General features: G+C 72.0%; 15 protein-coding genes. 9 read left to right on the top strand and 6 right to left on the bottom strand.

Features of this window, described 5'->3' with window-relative positions:
- Nucleotides 1-516 precede the first annotated feature (516 nt).
- The gene (locus tag ACN26Z_RS29100; RefSeq protein ID WP_421464340.1) at nucleotides 517-1,683 is read right to left on the bottom strand and encodes a homogentisate 1,2-dioxygenase; all 1,167 of its coding nucleotides are present in this window, start codon (nucleotides 1,681-1,683) and stop codon (nucleotides 517-519) included.
- A gap of 79 nt (nucleotides 1,684-1,762) precedes the next feature.
- Here ACN26Z_RS29100 and ACN26Z_RS29095 point away from each other — a divergent pair, with 79 nt between their 5' ends.
- The 8 genes from ACN26Z_RS29095 (at nucleotide 1,763) to ACN26Z_RS29060 (ending at nucleotide 8,615) form a co-directional block, all read left to right on the top strand.
- Entirely contained in the window at nucleotides 1,763-2,629 is an 867-nt protein-coding gene (locus ACN26Z_RS29095; protein ID WP_282236627.1) for a hypothetical protein, read from the top strand.
- Complete coding sequence (gene fahA, locus ACN26Z_RS29090) at nucleotides 2,626-3,840, top strand: fumarylacetoacetase (protein ID WP_282236628.1); 1,215 nt, start codon at nucleotides 2,626-2,628, stop codon at nucleotides 3,838-3,840. The genes ACN26Z_RS29095 and fahA overlap by 4 nt, the downstream gene beginning before the upstream one ends.
- A gap of 173 nt (nucleotides 3,841-4,013) precedes the next feature.
- Nucleotides 4,014-4,223: a DUF397 domain-containing protein gene (locus ACN26Z_RS29085; RefSeq protein ID WP_093403670.1), complete on the top strand. Its 210-nt coding sequence runs from the start codon at nucleotides 4,014-4,016 to the stop codon at nucleotides 4,221-4,223.
- 89 nt (nucleotides 4,224-4,312) lie between these two features.
- Nucleotides 4,313-4,783: an SRPBCC family protein gene (locus ACN26Z_RS29080; protein WP_282236629.1), complete on the top strand. Its 471-nt coding sequence runs from the start codon at nucleotides 4,313-4,315 to the stop codon at nucleotides 4,781-4,783.
- Nucleotides 4,784-5,050: 267 nt separating this feature from the next.
- Nucleotides 5,051-6,301: a PQQ-binding-like beta-propeller repeat protein gene (locus tag ACN26Z_RS29075; protein WP_282236630.1), complete on the top strand. Its 1,251-nt coding sequence runs from the start codon at nucleotides 5,051-5,053 to the stop codon at nucleotides 6,299-6,301.
- Between the two features lie 58 nt (nucleotides 6,302-6,359).
- Complete coding sequence (locus ACN26Z_RS29070; protein ID WP_282236631.1) at nucleotides 6,360-6,896, top strand: hypothetical protein; 537 nt, start codon at nucleotides 6,360-6,362, stop codon at nucleotides 6,894-6,896.
- A gap of 59 nt (nucleotides 6,897-6,955) precedes the next feature.
- Complete coding sequence (locus ACN26Z_RS29065; RefSeq protein WP_282236632.1) at nucleotides 6,956-7,498, top strand: hypothetical protein; 543 nt, start codon at nucleotides 6,956-6,958, stop codon at nucleotides 7,496-7,498.
- 25 nt (nucleotides 7,499-7,523) lie between these two features.
- A complete protein-coding gene (locus ACN26Z_RS29060) occupies nucleotides 7,524-8,615 on the top strand; it encodes a hypothetical protein (protein ID WP_421464337.1) in 1,092 nt (363 codons plus the stop codon).
- 53 nt (nucleotides 8,616-8,668) lie between these two features.
- Here the strand turns inward: ACN26Z_RS29060 and hisC are convergent, their stop codons facing one another.
- The 4 genes from hisC to hppD are packed head-to-tail and all read right to left on the bottom strand — an operon-like array spanning nucleotide 8,669 to nucleotide 12,711.
- On the bottom strand, nucleotides 8,669-9,769 hold the full coding sequence (gene hisC, locus ACN26Z_RS29055) for a histidinol-phosphate transaminase (RefSeq protein WP_421464335.1): 1,101 nt from the start codon (nucleotides 9,767-9,769) through the stop codon (nucleotides 8,669-8,671).
- Complete coding sequence (locus tag ACN26Z_RS29050) at nucleotides 9,766-10,734, bottom strand: RDD family protein (RefSeq protein WP_421464333.1); 969 nt, start codon at nucleotides 10,732-10,734, stop codon at nucleotides 9,766-9,768. The genes hisC and ACN26Z_RS29050 overlap by 4 nt, the downstream gene beginning before the upstream one ends.
- A 22-nt stretch (nucleotides 10,735-10,756) precedes the next feature.
- Nucleotides 10,757-11,494: an RDD family protein gene (locus ACN26Z_RS29045; protein ID WP_421464331.1), complete on the bottom strand. Its 738-nt coding sequence runs from the start codon at nucleotides 11,492-11,494 to the stop codon at nucleotides 10,757-10,759.
- 11 nt (nucleotides 11,495-11,505) lie between these two features.
- On the bottom strand, nucleotides 11,506-12,711 hold the full coding sequence (gene hppD / locus ACN26Z_RS29040; RefSeq protein WP_282236637.1) for a 4-hydroxyphenylpyruvate dioxygenase: 1,206 nt from the start codon (nucleotides 12,709-12,711) through the stop codon (nucleotides 11,506-11,508).
- Nucleotides 12,712-12,852: 141 nt separating this feature from the next.
- Here hppD and ACN26Z_RS29035 point away from each other — a divergent pair, with 141 nt between their 5' ends.
- Entirely contained in the window at nucleotides 12,853-13,338 is a 486-nt protein-coding gene (locus ACN26Z_RS29035) for an Lrp/AsnC family transcriptional regulator (RefSeq protein ID WP_421464329.1), read from the top strand.
- A 16-nt stretch (nucleotides 13,339-13,354) separates the two neighbouring features.
- On the opposite strand, the gene ACN26Z_RS29030 is transcribed toward ACN26Z_RS29035, so the two are convergent.
- Entirely contained in the window at nucleotides 13,355-14,341 is a 987-nt protein-coding gene (locus ACN26Z_RS29030) for an ArsR/SmtB family transcription factor (protein WP_282236638.1), read from the bottom strand.
- Nucleotides 14,342-14,348 lie beyond the last annotated feature (7 nt).

Raw genomic sequence — 14,348 nt, 5'->3', positions numbered from 1 at the left:
CGCCCGAGCCTGCCGGCGCAAGGCGGTGACGTACCCACCGGCGGGCCGGTGACCGGCCGTGCCGCAGACCCGGAGTGGGGGCGTGGCGAAGCCGGGCCGGGCGGGCCGGGCCACCTCGGTACCGGGCCGGTCGTCGCACGCCAGCCGGTGCCGGCGGCACTGCGGCAGTTCGTGCTCTGGGGCGCCGGTTGGTCGGTGATTGCCGCCACCGTGATCGCCTGTTCGACAGCGACCGGCTCCGGCTTCTCCCGGCTACTGGCGGTGGTGGCGGCTGCGGGCGGAGGCGTCGTGCTCTGGCAGCACGCGGCCCGGCTGCCCGGGCTGACCCGAACCATCCTGCCCGTGCTGCGGCGTACCGACCGTCCACTCGCCCTGGCCGTGTACGCCGCCGCCGCGGCACCCGTGCTGATCCTGCTCTACGCCCTGTTCGGCACCCCGTGGCCGCTGGTCCTGGCCATCGCGATCGCCACCGCGGCCCGGTTGGCGATCGTCGGCCGGCCGGTGGCCTGACCGTCCCTAGGGGCGGCGGGCCCAGGTCCAGGCGTACCCGTCGTCCTCGCACTCGGCCGCCGCGTCGCAGAGGTCGAGTGGGCGGAAGGTGTCGACCATGACCGCCAGCTCGTCGAAGAAGTCCACTCCGATGGCGCGTTCCGCCGCGCCGGGCTGCGGTCCGTGGGTGAAGCCGGACGGGTGCAGCGAGATGGAACCCTGCTCGATGCCGGAGCCACGCCGCGCCTCGTAGTTGCCCCCGGTGTAGAAGAGCATCTCGTCGGAGTCGACATTGTGGTGGTGGTACGGCACCGGAATGGCGTCCGGGTGGTAGTCGACCTTGCGGGGCACGAAGGAGCAGATCACGAAGTTCGGGCCGGCGAAGGTCTGGTGCACAGGTGGCGGCTGGTGGATCCGGCCCGTGATCGGCTCGAAGTCGTGGATGGAGAACGCCCACGGATAGAGGTGCCCGTCCCACCCGACCACGTCGAACGGGTGGTTGGCGTAGACGTGGCGGGTCCATCCGCGCCGGTGGCGGACCAGCACCTCGACGTCGGTGCCGTCGACGAGCAACGGGGTGTCCGGCCCCCGGACGTCGCGCTCGCAGTACGGCGAGTGTTCCAGGAACTGTCCGCGTACGGAGAGGTAGCGCTTGGGCGGGCCGATGTGCCCGGACGCCTCCACGGCGAGCAGCCGGATCGGGGTGTCTCCGGTGGGCACCAGGCGGTGCACCGTCGAGGTCGGGATGATCACGTAGTCGCCGGGTACCGCGTCGAGCACACCGAACGTCGACTCGACCCGCAGGGTGCCCGCCTCCACGTAGAGGCAGTGGTCGCCGGTGGCGTCGCGGAACAGCGGGGAGGGGCGGTCGGCCAGCACGTAGGCGATCCGCACGTCGTCGTTGGCGAGCAGGTACCGCCGGCCGAGGATCGGGTCCGCGCCGGTCCCGTCGAGCTTGTGGGTACGCAGGTGCCGGGGCTTGAGCGGCAGGTTCGGCACCCGGGTGACGGCCAGCGGGGTGAACTCCTCGGCGGCGACGATCGCGGTCGGGGCGTACCTGTGGTAGAGCAGGGACGAGTCGGAGGAGAAGCCCTCCTGGCCCATCAGTTCCTCGGTGTAGAGGCTGCCGTCCGGCTGCCGGAACTGGGTGTGGCGCTTGCGTGGCAGCTCGCCGATGCTGCGGTAGTACGGCATCTCGCCCTCCCGGTCCGCCTGCGTCCGATATTCGGACGCTGTTGTCCGCTCAATGAAGCGTCCCGTACATTCTTGTCTCGTGTCAACGCAGCTGCCCACTCTTGTCGCCGGCCTGGTCGATGACGCCGCAGTCTTCCCGCCGGGCAGCGCGTCGCTGCCCGACGCCGTGCAGGCCCACCGGCGGCACCGCGTCGCGTGGTACGCCGACCTGGTCGGCCCGCTGCTGCTGCCCGCCTCGGCGATCACGGCGGGCGAGCTGAGCGGTCTGGTCGATCCCGAGGAAGGCTTCGCCATCGGGCTGATCGGTGACACCGGTCTCGACCGGCTCCCGTTCGCGCTGTCGTTCCTACCCCCGCTCGGAGTGACCGCACGACAGGTCGAGGTGCCCGTCGCGCGGCGGGGCGAGGACCCGCAACCAGGACTGACCGAGCTGGTGAAACTCGCCGAGCGGTTGGACGGCGTCCCCGTCTACGCGGAGATCCCGCTCACCTTCGGGCTGATGGGTGCCCTGGACGCGCTCGCCGACTCGCGGGCCCGGGGGGTGCCGGTCGCCGCCAAGTTCCGTACCGGCGGGCTGGCCGCCGAACTGTTCCCGACCCCGGCCGAGTTGGCCGCGGTGGTCTGCGCCTGCCGGGACCGGGGCCTGCCGTTCAAATTGACCGCCGGGCTGCACCACGCGGTCCGGCACGTGGACCCCGAGACCGGCTTCACCCACCACGGGTTCGGCAACGTGCTCGCCGCGACCCTGGCCGCCGCTGACGGCGCGACCGTCGGTGCCGTCGCCGAGTTGCTCACCGTGCGCGACGAGCGCCCGCTGGTGCAGGCTGTCGACGGCCGGCCCGATGCGGCGCGCCCGCTGTGGGTGGGGTTCGGCTCGTGCAGCATCGTGGAACCCCTCACCGATTTGATCCGGCTCGGGCTGGTGGACGGAGGCTTTGAGGCATGAGCGAGAGTCAGCCAGCGAGCTGGGTGCCGGGTGCGGCGGGTTCCGGGTACGGGGTGCACCACCTGCCGTACGGCGTGTTCCGGGTGAGCGACGACGAGCCGCGCATCGGCGTACGCATCGGAGATTTCGTCCTGGACCTGGCCGGCGCGGAGGCCGCGGACCTGGTGCTGGCCGGCGGCGCGCTGTGCCGGCCTACGCTCAACGCGTTCCTGGCACTGGGACGCCCGCAGTGGACCGCGGTGCGGGACCGGATCACCGAGCTGCTCACCGACCCGACGCACCGGGCGGCGGTGGAGCCGCTGCTGGTGCCCGTCGACGAGGTACGCATGGAGTTGCCCTTCGAGGTGGCCGACTACGTCGACTTCTACTCCTCGGAACACCACGCCTCGAACGTCGGCCTGATCTTCCGCCCGGGGCAGCCGCCGCTGCTGCCGAACTGGAAACACCTGCCGATCGGCTATCACGGCCGTGCCGGCACGGTGGTGGTCTCCGGCACCCCGGTGGTGCGTCCGCAGGGGCAGCGGCCCAGCTCCGACGGTCCGACGTTCGGCCCGTCGGCGCGCCTGGACATCGAGGCTGAGGTCGGCTTCGTGGTCGGCGTACCGAGCCCGCTCGGCCGCCCGGTGGCTGCCGCTGACTTCGCCGACCACGTCTTCGGTGTGGTGCTGGTCAACGACTGGTCGGCGCGGGACATCCAGGCATGGGAGTACCAACCGCTCGGGCCGTTCCTCGGCAAGTCGTTCGCCACGTCGGTGGCCGCCTGGGTCACTCCGCTCGACGCGCTGCGCGACGCGTTCGTCGCCGGTCCGGAGCAGGATCCGCCGGTGGCCGACTACCTGCGCGACGAGCCGCACCTGGGGCTGGACCTGCGGTTGCGGGTGCTCTGGAACGGAGAGCCGGTAAGCGAGCCGCCCTTCGCCGGCATGTACTGGACGCCGGCCCAGCAGTTGGCACACCTCACCGTCAACGGCGCCTCGCTGCGTACCGGCGACCTGTACGCCTCCGGCACCGTCTCGGGCCCTCGGCGCGACCAGGTCGGCTCGTTCCTGGAACTCAGCTGGGGCGGCACCGAACCGGTCACCGTGGGCGGGACGGAACGCACCTTCCTGGCCGACGGTGACACGGTGACGATCACCGCCACCGCACCCGGGCCGGACGGCACCACCCTCATGTTGGGCGAGGTCACGGGCACCGTCCTGCCGTCGAACTGACCTGAACCCGACAGCTGACCTTGATCGCACAGCGGGTGCGATCAAGGACCGTCACCGTCTTCGTTGATCGCCTCGGAATTCCGTCGCCATGCCGCGCCGGGCCGGCCGGTGCCCCCTTTCCGGTCGGCCCGGTCTCGGCTGGCGGAACGTCGAAACCGAGGGAGATGACGACGATGCACGTTCTCGTGGACGCGGTCTGGCGTACCAGCAGCCGTTCCAACGACCAGGGCCTCTGTGTGGAGGTGGCCGACAATCTGGCCGCAGTCCACGGTGTGGTGGGCATCCGCGACTCGAAGGACCAGGCCGGACCGGTGCTCGTGGTGAGCCCGCCGGGCTGGACCGCATTCGTCGACGCGATCCGGGACGGTCGATTCGTCGGCTGATGCCCGCCGGGGGTCTCCGGCGGGGATTCTCCGCTCGGGGACCCCGCACCACGATCACGCCGCGTACCGTCGGTGCCACGGGAGGTGGCATGTCGACAGTTGCGGTGAACGGGTTGGTCGCAGCATCCGCAGTCGATCTGTGGCGGGTGCTCACCGACCTGTCCCGGCCGAGGGGCGGTGATCGGCCTGTGCAACTGCTGACGCCCGGAACGTTCGGCCCGGGTACGAGTTGGCGGGAGATCCGGACGCGACCGGGCGGCGGCACGGTGGCCGAAGAGTTCGTCGTGTTGGCCGCCGAGCCGCCCCGACGGCTGGTCCTCGGCTCGCCCGGTGACGGCGTCGACTACCGGATCACCTGGACGCTACGGGACGTGCACCGTCGTGGGCGTCGCCACGCCTCGGTGACGGTGACGGTGTGGGCTCAGCCGGCCGCGACGACTGGCCGGGCGCTCGCACTGCTGCTCGGCGGGTTGGCGGTCCGAGCAGCGGAAAAGGTGCTGCGGCAGGACATCGCCGCCCTGGCCGCCGCAGCCGCCGCCCGCCACGCCGAAGTCGCCTGACCCCGCCCTCGCACGCCTCCGTCACGCCCGGACCCGGGCGGGTGTTCTCGCGCGCCGACTGGGCCGCCGCCCACGCCCGCCCGTTGCGGCAAACAGCGGCATCACGCCCATCGCGAGACCGCGGCATGCCGCATGTCGGGACCGGCGCAACGGCGAGTTCGGCTCGGCGGGCGGGCTTGGCGGGGCGAGTCGGGGCGGGTGGGTTGACGGGGCGGCTCGGGGGCGGGCCCGGAGGCGGCTGGGTAGGGTGCCGTGCGGAGGTGCGGCATGGGGTGGGCGGCGGGTCGGCGGCGGTTCGTGGCGGCGGTGGCGGCGGTGGGCGTCGCCGCGACGGTCGGGGTCATCGCGTACCGGGTCCTGGCGCCGGCCGAGGTGAGCACCCCCGCCCGGGACGACTACCCGGCGCGGAGCACGCCGGCCCCCGGGGTGACCGGCCGCCTGCCGGTTGCCCCGCTGATCGTCGACGGCCGGCTGCGGGTGTACGCCGCGCCCCGGCAGGTCTACGCCGACCAACCTGTCGACAGTCGTAGCCGGCGCACCCCGTACTGGTCCTTCCGGCGTTGGCCGGCGAGTCTGGACGCGGTGGTGGCGAGCGGGACGACGGTGGTGAGCCGCTGGTCGGACGGGCAGCTCGTGGCGATCGACGCGCGTACCGGTCGGGTTGCTTGGCGGGCGGACGGGCCGGAGCCGGCATCGGAGCGGGTGTCGCGGCGCACCGGCACGGCCGTCCTCTGGCGGCCGAGCGGGCTTGCGGTGAGCCGGACCGTCGATGGCCGCCACGTGGTCGTCAGCTCCGGCGAGGGCGAAATCCGGGCGGTCGACCTGGCCGATGGTGGGCAGTTGTGGCGGGCGGCGGTGGGTTCCGGTTGCCGCGAACCGGTGGGCACCGGCTCCGGTGGCCGGCTGCTGACCGTGGACGACTGTGAGGGACCGGCGGCCATCGAGTTTCGGGACACCGCAACCGGCATGGTGACGACCAGGTGGCGTCCGCCGGATGCCGGTGACGAGCTGACGGCCACGCTGCTCGGCTGTGGGCCGGACGGCGTCGGCTGTGCCGCGTTGCGGACCGCTGGGCCCGGGGACGCGCCGGCCCGGGGGTGGTTGCTCGGCTCGGAAGCGCCGGTGCAGGCACCGGTGCTGGATGGTCCGGGTACCGAACTGGTCGACGGGACGGCAGTGGGCATGGCCGAGGGAGTGCTCGTCGGCCGGACCGTCCCCGGCGGTGAGGAACGCTGGCGGGTCGAGGTAGGCCCGGGTCGGGTGATCGCCGTACAGCCCGGCCGGGTGCACGTGTTGACCGAGGCGAACGAGCTCGTCACGCTGGACCCGGCCACCGGTGCGCGATCGTCCAGCTTCGTGCTCGACATCGGCTCCGACGGCACCGGGTGGGCACCGGGCGACGCGTACGCGGCCGACGGGTACGTGGTGGTGGAGCGACTGCGCCGGCCGGTCGATCCCGACGCGGACGACCAGCGGTACTACCTCACCGCCGAATCGTTGATCATCGCCGCGACCTGACGACCGACGACCCGTGGCTAGCTCGACAAAACGGACATAAGTTACTTATAGTCCCACTGTGCGTCTCTTGGCAGCCCTGCTGGGCGTGATCATGATTCTCGTCGGCGCCGCTCCGGCGGAGGCCGCCGCGCCGGTCGGGCGCAGCTTCCAGCTGGCCAAGACTGAAGGGGTGGACATCACCGTGCCGGCGACGGTCAACCTTGGTACCGGCTTCACCGGCGGGGTGCTGACCGGGCCGATGGGCCGCGTCGAGGTGACGGATGTCCGTGGCCCGGTCAACCCGAACACCTGGGTGGCCACCGTCTCCGCCACCGTCTTCATCACCGGCGGGGGTGGGGCGCAGCGGACCATCTCCAACGCCTCGGTCTTCTACTGGTCGGGGCCGGCGGTGCAGAGCACCGGCGGCGGCACGCTGGTGCCGGGTCAGCTCACCCAGGCGCAGGCGGTGGCCCTCAACGTGACCCGTGAGGCGTTCCGGAAGACCTCCGGCAATGGCAACAACCGCGTCGCCTGGAATCCGAGCCTGCGCATCGTCGTGCCGAACGGCATCATCGCCGGCACCTACACGGGCACGATTACCCACTCTGTCGCCTGATGGGTTATTTGTCCAAAAGATCCTGCTGTGTGCCGACCGTGCGCTTTAGCGTCATCGGCATGAGGAAGCCACTTCTTACCCTGACCGCCGCCGCGGCCACCGTGGTGGCCCTGGCGGCGCCCGCCGCCGCCGCCCCGTCCGGCGACACCATCGTGACCTTCACGGTTTCCACCGCCAACCTGGACATCGCCGTGCCCCCGGCGGTGAACCTCGGCGCCGCCTTCGCCGGCTCCAGCATCACCGGTGAACTCGGCAACGTCACGGTCACCGACAGCCGGTCGGCGCTGAACGCCACCTGGACGGCCACGGTGAGTAGCAGCGCCTTCACCACCGGCGGCGGTACGCCCGAGGAGACGATCCTGCCGAACCTGGTCGAGTACTGGTCCGGCGGCGCCATCGCGACGACAGGTACCGGCACCTTCGTGCCCGGCCAGCCCACCCAGGCCGACGCGGTCGTGCTGAACGTGCCACGGGTCGCCTTCTCGAAGACCTCCGGTTCCGGCAACAACTCCGCGACCTGGGCACCGGACATCCGGATCACCATTCCGGGCGGTGCGGTCGGCGGCACCTACACGGGGGTGATCACCCATTCGGTGGCATGACCGCGTCAGCGCCCTCGCCCTGGCCGTGACCGTCCTGGTCACTGCCGGGGCACCGGCGTCGACCGCAACCGGGGCGGTGCCGGCGCCCCGAGCGGTGGCCCGCGTCGAACCGGCTCCGCCCGAGGTCGTCGACCTGCCGGCCGCCGATCGCCGGGACGGTCGATCAAAGCCGCCGAAGCCGAGCGGCAGTGCGTCACCGAGCCCCAGCGGCCCGGCCGTCTCGGTCGGGGTGCGCCTGCTCGACGCGCCGGTGAACCGCCGCGACGACTCCCGAGCGCACAAGTACATCGTGGACCACGTCAAGCCCGGCACCACGATCAAGCGGCGCATCGTGGTCAAGAACTCCTCGGAGGTCCAGCGCAAGGTCGCGCTCTACGCCGCTGCGGCAGCGGTGACGAAGAAGGGTTTCGTCATCGCGCCGGACCGGACCGAGAACGAACTGAGCAGCTGGATCCGGGTGGAGCCCGACGAGGAGGCACTGGCCGCCGGTGAGGAGGTGGAGGCGCTGGTCACCATCCGGGTGCCGCGCGCCGCCGAAGCCGGCGAGCGGTACGCGGTGGTCTGGGCCGAGATCTCGGGCACGGACGGCCAGCAGATCCGCAACGTGGGTCGCGCCGGCATCCGGGTCTACCTGTCGGTGGGGCCGGGCGGGGAGCCGCCGTCCGGCTTCGAGATCGGGCCGCTGACCGGCCTGCGGGAGCCCGACGGCACGCCGATCGTCACCGCCGACGTGCGCAACACCGGGAAGCGGGCGCTCGACCTGGCCGGCGAACTCCGGCTCGCCGACGGACCGGGCGGTCTGTCCACCGATCCGGTCCGGGTCGAGGCCGCGACGCTGCCCCTGGGCGGCAGCACCACCGTCCGCGTCGCGCTGGACTCCCGCCTGCCCGACGGACCCTGGTCGGCAAAGCTCGACCTGGCCAGCGGCTGGACCAAGCGCAGCGCCAGCGGCACGGTCAGCTTCGGCGGCACGACCGTCCGGGCGGCAGCCAGCGCCGACCGGTCGAGCGCGGTGCTGGCCGGCGGGCTTGTCGCCTCGGGGTTGGTGTTGGCGCTGCTGTTCGGCTTCGCCTACCGGCGGCGGGCGCAGCAGCGGGAGCCGGTGCCGCAGGAGTAGCAGACTCGGGCCGGTCCGCTGGGGGATGGCGGACCGGCCCGGTACGGCCTGGTCTAGCCCAGGGCGGCCTCGGCCGCCGCCAGGAAGGCGTCGTTCTCGGTCGGCGTGCCGATGGTGACCCGTACCCCGTCACCAGGGAACGGCCGCACGATCACGCCCCGCGACTCGCAGGCCTTGCCGAACTCCACCGACCGGTCACCCAGCGGCAGCCAGACGAAGTTCGCCTGGCTGGCCGGCACGCCGGGAACGAGCTTGGTCAACGCCTCGCCGACGCGCTCGCGTTCGGCCACCACCAGCGCGCACCGCCGGTGCACCTCGTCGGCCTGGGCCAGCGCGGCCAACGCGCCCGCCTGTGCGGCCATGCTTGTGGAGAACGGCGTGACGACCTTGCGGACCGCCGCCGCCACCTGCGGCTGGGCGACCAGGAAGCCGATCCGCAGACCGGCCAGCCCCCACGCCTTGGAGAGGGTGCGCAGCACCGCCACGTTCGGCCGGTCGGCGTAGCTCAGCCCGTCCGGCACCTCTGGGTCGGTGACGAACTCCCGGTACGCCTCGTCGATCACCACAAGCACGTCGTCGGGTACGGCGTCGAGGAAGCGGTCCAGCTCGGCCCGGCGTACGGCCGTGCCGGTCGGGTTGTTGGGGTTGCAGACCAGGATCATCCGGGTGCGATCGGTCACCGCCGCGGCCATCGTCGCCAGGTCGTGCCCGTGCCCGCCGTCGTTGGGCACCTGCACGCTCGTCGCGCCACTGGTCGCCGCAATGATCGGGTACGCCTCGAACGAGCGCCACGAGTAGACGAGTTCGTCGCCCGGCAGGCAGGTCGCCCGTACCAGGTGCTCGGCCAGCGCCACCGAGCCGCAGCCGGTCGCCACCCGGTCGGCGTCCACCCCGTACCGTTCGGCGAGCGCCTGGCGGAGCGCGACCACGCCCATGTCCGGGTAGCGGTGCACGCCGGCGACGGCCTCGGCGACCGCCTCCACCACACCAGGCAGCGGGCCGTACGGCACCTCGTTGCTGGCCAGCTTGATGGCCTCGGGCAGGCCCAGCTCACGAGCCAGGTCGGCCGGGCTGCGTCCGGGCACGTAGTTGGGTAGCGCGTCCAGGTCGGCGCGGGTCAGCCGCACCGCCGCCTGGTGTCGTCGGTCGGTCATGGGGTCTCTCCCGGGGGGTTGGCGCGGTCGTCGGGGGTACGCGGAAGCTGAACCACCACGGTCTGCGCCCGCTTGTCGTGCAGCGCCTGCCGTAGCGGGTGGTCGAAGAGCGGTGAGAGCGCGTCGATCAGCTGGAGCAGCAGGCCGAGGCCGCAGCAGTACCAGAGCAGCGTGGGCAGGCCGAGAGTGTTCCAGCGGCGCAGGGCCCGGCCGAAGCCCAGTGGTGCGTCCGCCTCGACCGGCACCGCCCTGACCCGCAGCAGCCGCTTGCCGAAGGTCTGCCCACTGGCGGCCATCGACGGCACCTCGTACGCCAGCCAGAGCGAGGTGGCGATGAGCAGGATCGTCACGACCAGCGCACCGGCCTGATCACCGGCGGCGGGCAACGGCTCGGTGGTGCGGTCCTGGTCCTGCACCCGACGCCAGAACTCGTCGAGTGGCGCCGAGAGTTCCTGGAGGTAGCGCCAGACGAACCAGCCGTTGACCAGGGCGTTGAGCACGAAAACGATGCCGAAGTCGATAAGCCGGGCGCCCAGCCGGGCACCGAACGAGGCCAACGGCATCCCGTGCGGACGGGGGGCCGGCGGGCGTCCGGGCCAGGTCGGGTACGGCCAGCCGGGCGGCGGCCCCTGCGGCGTGTCACCTGTCGGCCAGGCCGGCGGCGCGCCCGGAGATCCCTGACCGCCGGGCCAACCCGGTGGCGTTCCGCCGCCCGGCTGCCCTGTCGGCGGGCCTTGCGGCCAGGTGGCCGGTCGGGTGCCGCCGGACGGCAGGTCGGCTGCGGGTGGTGCCGAGGCGGACGCCGGGGAGGTGGGCTCCGGCGCCGGCTCGGGCTCGGGCTCGGGTGGGCCCTCGGGCGGCGTGACGTCCACCGGGATGGGCGCGCCGATCCAGCCCTCACCGTCCCAGTACCTGCGGGTTTCCGGGTCGGCGGGGTCGACGTACCAACCGGGTGCCACGCTCACGGCGAGGCCTCGCTGCGCTCAGTCACCTCGACACCTTAACGACGACGGTCCCGGCGAACTTGTCGTGGAGGCACTGCTGCCAGGGCTTGTCCCACAACTGCCAGAGGCCGTCGACGTAACTGCCACCGGGCACCAGCGACCCGCCGACGAACTCCACGAGGTATCGCTTCCCCGCCATCCGTCGATCGAGGGTGCCGGTCGGGTCGAGCGGAACCACCAGGAGGCCCATCACCTTCTTGCCCAGAGTCTGGCCCGTCCGCTTGAGGTACTCGACGTGGTACAGCCAGTAGATGCCGAACATGATCACGAGAGACGCGGCCTGGAGCAGCAGCATCGGCAGCAGGATCTCCACGACGAACAACCCGGGTTCCGCCACGGTGCCGTCCGGGTTGGTCTCCGGATCCACGGCCAGCATCTGGGCCATGAAGATCACGAAAAGCGGCCCGAACACCACCAACAGGGCAGCGACGACGACGGCGGTGTCGATCAGGTAGGCCAGCAGCCGGTCACCGAAGCTCGCCAGCGGCTGCCCACCCGGCCCCAGCACCGGCGGTGGCGGCCCGGCAGCCCAGCCGGCCGGTGGCGGTCCCACCGGCCAGGGCGGCTGGGACGCGTACCCCGGCGGACCTGGCTGTGCCGGCGGCGGCTGGCCGGGCGGGGCCCACTGTGCCGGAACCTGGGGTGGACCGGCGGGTGGCGCGGCACCGCCGGCCGAGGGCTCGCCGGCCGGCGGTGTCGGATGTGCGGGTGGCTGGGTCACGCTCGACAGTGTTACAGGTTGCCGCGCTTTTCCTGCTCCCGCTCGATGGCCTCGAAGAGCGCCTTGAAGTTGCCCTTGCCGAAGCCGAGCGAGCCGTGCCGCTCGATCAGCTCGAAGAAGACCGTCGGACGGTCCTGCACCGGCTTGGTGAAGATCTGCAGCAGGTAGCCGTCCTCGTCCCGGTCGACCAGGATCTTGCGGGACTTGAGCTCCTCGATCGGTACGCGTACCTCACCGATGCGGGCGCGCAGTTCCGGGTCGTCGTAGTACGAGTCCGGGGTCTCCAGGAAGTCGACGCCGGCCGCCCGCATCGCGTCCACGCTGGCCAGGATGTCGTTGGTGGCCACGGCGATGTGCTGGGCACCGGGGCCCTGGTAGAACTCCAGGTACTCGTCGATCTGCGACTTCTTCTTGGCGATGGCCGGCTCGTTGAGCGGGAACTTCACCTTGCGGGTGCCGTTCGCGACGACCTTGCTCATCAGCGCCGAGTAGTCGGTGGCGATGTCGTCACCGATGAACTCGGCCATGTTGGTGAAGCCCATGACGCGGCGGTAGAACTCGACCCACTCGTCCATCCGGCCCAGCTCGACGTTGCCGACCACGTGGTCGACCGCTTGGAAGAAGCGCTTCGGCTGGATCCCCGCGTCGATCATCGGCTGTCGGTCCACGATCGGGCCGCGGGCGACGAAGCCGGGCAGGAACGGACCGGTATAGCGGGACCGGTCGACGAGCGTGTGCCGGGTGTCGCCGTACGCGTCGATGACCGCGAAGCGGACCGTGCCGTGCTCGTCGGTCATGTCGGTCGGCTCGGTCCGGCCGTTGGCACCCTGCTGGACGGCGTGCGAGTAGGCCGCGTCGACGTCCGGCACCTCCAGCGCGATGTCGATCACGCCGTCGCTGTGCTTCGTCACGTGTTCGGCGCCGGGCGCGTCGGGGCGTACCGCCCCGGTCAAGACGAAACGGGCGGAACCGCTGGTCAGCACGTACTCGGCGTAGTCCCGGTGGCCCTGCTCCGGTCCCCGGTACGCCACGCAGGTCATGCCGAACGCCGTGGAGTAGTAGTGCGCCGCCTGCTTGGCGTTGCCCACCATGAAGTGGACGTAGTCGAGGCCCTTGACCGGGAACGGGTCCTTGCTGGTGTCGTGGTCGACGGCGCCGACGAGAGCGTCGACGTCCACCTCCTCGGTCGGCTGGGGTCGGTCGATCGCCTGGGTCATGGTGGCCTCCCTCGCGTACCGGCCGGCCTGGTGGGCCGACGGGATCGTGTGCTGTGTGCCGAGCATCGCGGTGTCCGGCCGCACTGGGCAACCCTCACGGCGTACGCTGGTCAGGTTGCACAAACGGTATGGTGTCCACGCATGAACACTGGTCAGATTGCTCAGCTGGACGAGCTGGACGTGCGACTCATCGAACTGCTCGCCGAGGAACCCCGGATCGGCGTGCTGGAGTGCTCGCGTCGGCTGCACGTCGCCCGGGGGACCGTCCAGGCGCGGCTCGACAAGCTGGTCGGGCGGGGCGTCATCGCCGGGTTCGGGCCTGATTTCGGCCCGGCCGCGCTCGGCTTCACGGTGACCAGCTTCGTCACCCTGGAGATCAGTCAGCGGCACGGGCACGACCCGGTGACCCGTCATCTGGCGGCGATCCCCGAGGTGTTGGAGGCACACACCATTACCGGCTCGGGCGACCTGCTCTGCCGGATCGTGGCCCGTTCGAACACCGACCTTCAGCGGGTGATCGACCAGATCGTGGCGTACGAGGGCATCACCCGCGCCTCGACGATCATCGCGCTCGCCGAGCAGATCCCCTACCGCGTCCTTCCGCTGCTGCGCTCGGCGGTGCAGTGAAGGAGAGGCGGCGGGATCAGTCGGCGGTGAGGGCGTCGCCGAGCGGGGTGCGGCGGTACCGGACGGATCGGCCGGAGCGGACCCGGGTGATCAGGCCCGCGTCGCGCAGCACGGACAGGTGGTCGCCGACGCCGCCCAGACTCATCCCGAGTTGCACGACGAGTTGACTGGTCGTGGCGGGCAGGGCGAGTGCCCGCAGCACAGCCGCGCGGGACCGCCCGACCAGCCGGTCCAGCGCCTCCTCGGGGCGGCCGGGGTCGGGCGGGCCGAGCAGCTCGGCCACGCCGGAGGCCCGGTAGACGATCGCGAACGGCCATGGCGGCTCGACGTAGTTGATCATCATGCCGAAGACCGTGGGAATGAAGAGCAGGCCCCGCCCGTCCAGCGAGTAGCTGCGGGGGTCGCGGTCGGCCACCTCGATCGCGCCGAGGCCGCCGCCGGAGACCCAGCGCAGCCTCGGGTCGAGGTCCGCCACGGCGGCCCCCCAGCCGTACGCGAGCAGACGACCCGCGCGATGCACCAGGTCCCGTTCCAGCACCGCCCGCAGTCGCGGCCAGTCCGGCTGCACCAGGGCCATCCAGGACGCCTCGATCGCGTCGGCCAGCCGGTCGACGACGTCCGGCGAGTCGTAGATCCGGCGGGCGTACGCCGGTGGGGTGCGCAGTCCGACAAGGTTGCGGGACAGTTCGTCGCGGGCCTGCCCGAGCGGCGTGGCCCGGACCACGGCCAACTCGTCGGCGAAGGTGCGGCCGATGCCGTCGGGTGGCGGCTGGATGAAGTCGGCGTTGTAGCCGCCCCGGCGTAGCAGCGCCATCAGCGCGCCCACCGCCGGGTAGTCCCGGCGCAGTTGCTCGAAGACCGATCGGGTGCGGGCCACCCAGGGGGCCAGCCCCGGCACGGCGTGCTGGCCGGCGTGGACGCGCAGCGCCCAGACCGCCTCGCCCAGCGGTGAGATGGCGTACCGACTGGCCGCGACGTCCGCCGGAGTGACCTCGATCCGCATCGCCCGA

The organism is Verrucosispora sp. WMMD703, from assembly GCF_049178935.1.
Taxonomy (GTDB): domain Bacteria; phylum Actinomycetota; class Actinomycetes; order Mycobacteriales; family Micromonosporaceae; genus Micromonospora; species Micromonospora sediminimaris.
The sequence above is the reverse complement of the archived record's forward strand: the minus strand, read 5'-3'. Positions and strand labels throughout refer to the sequence as shown.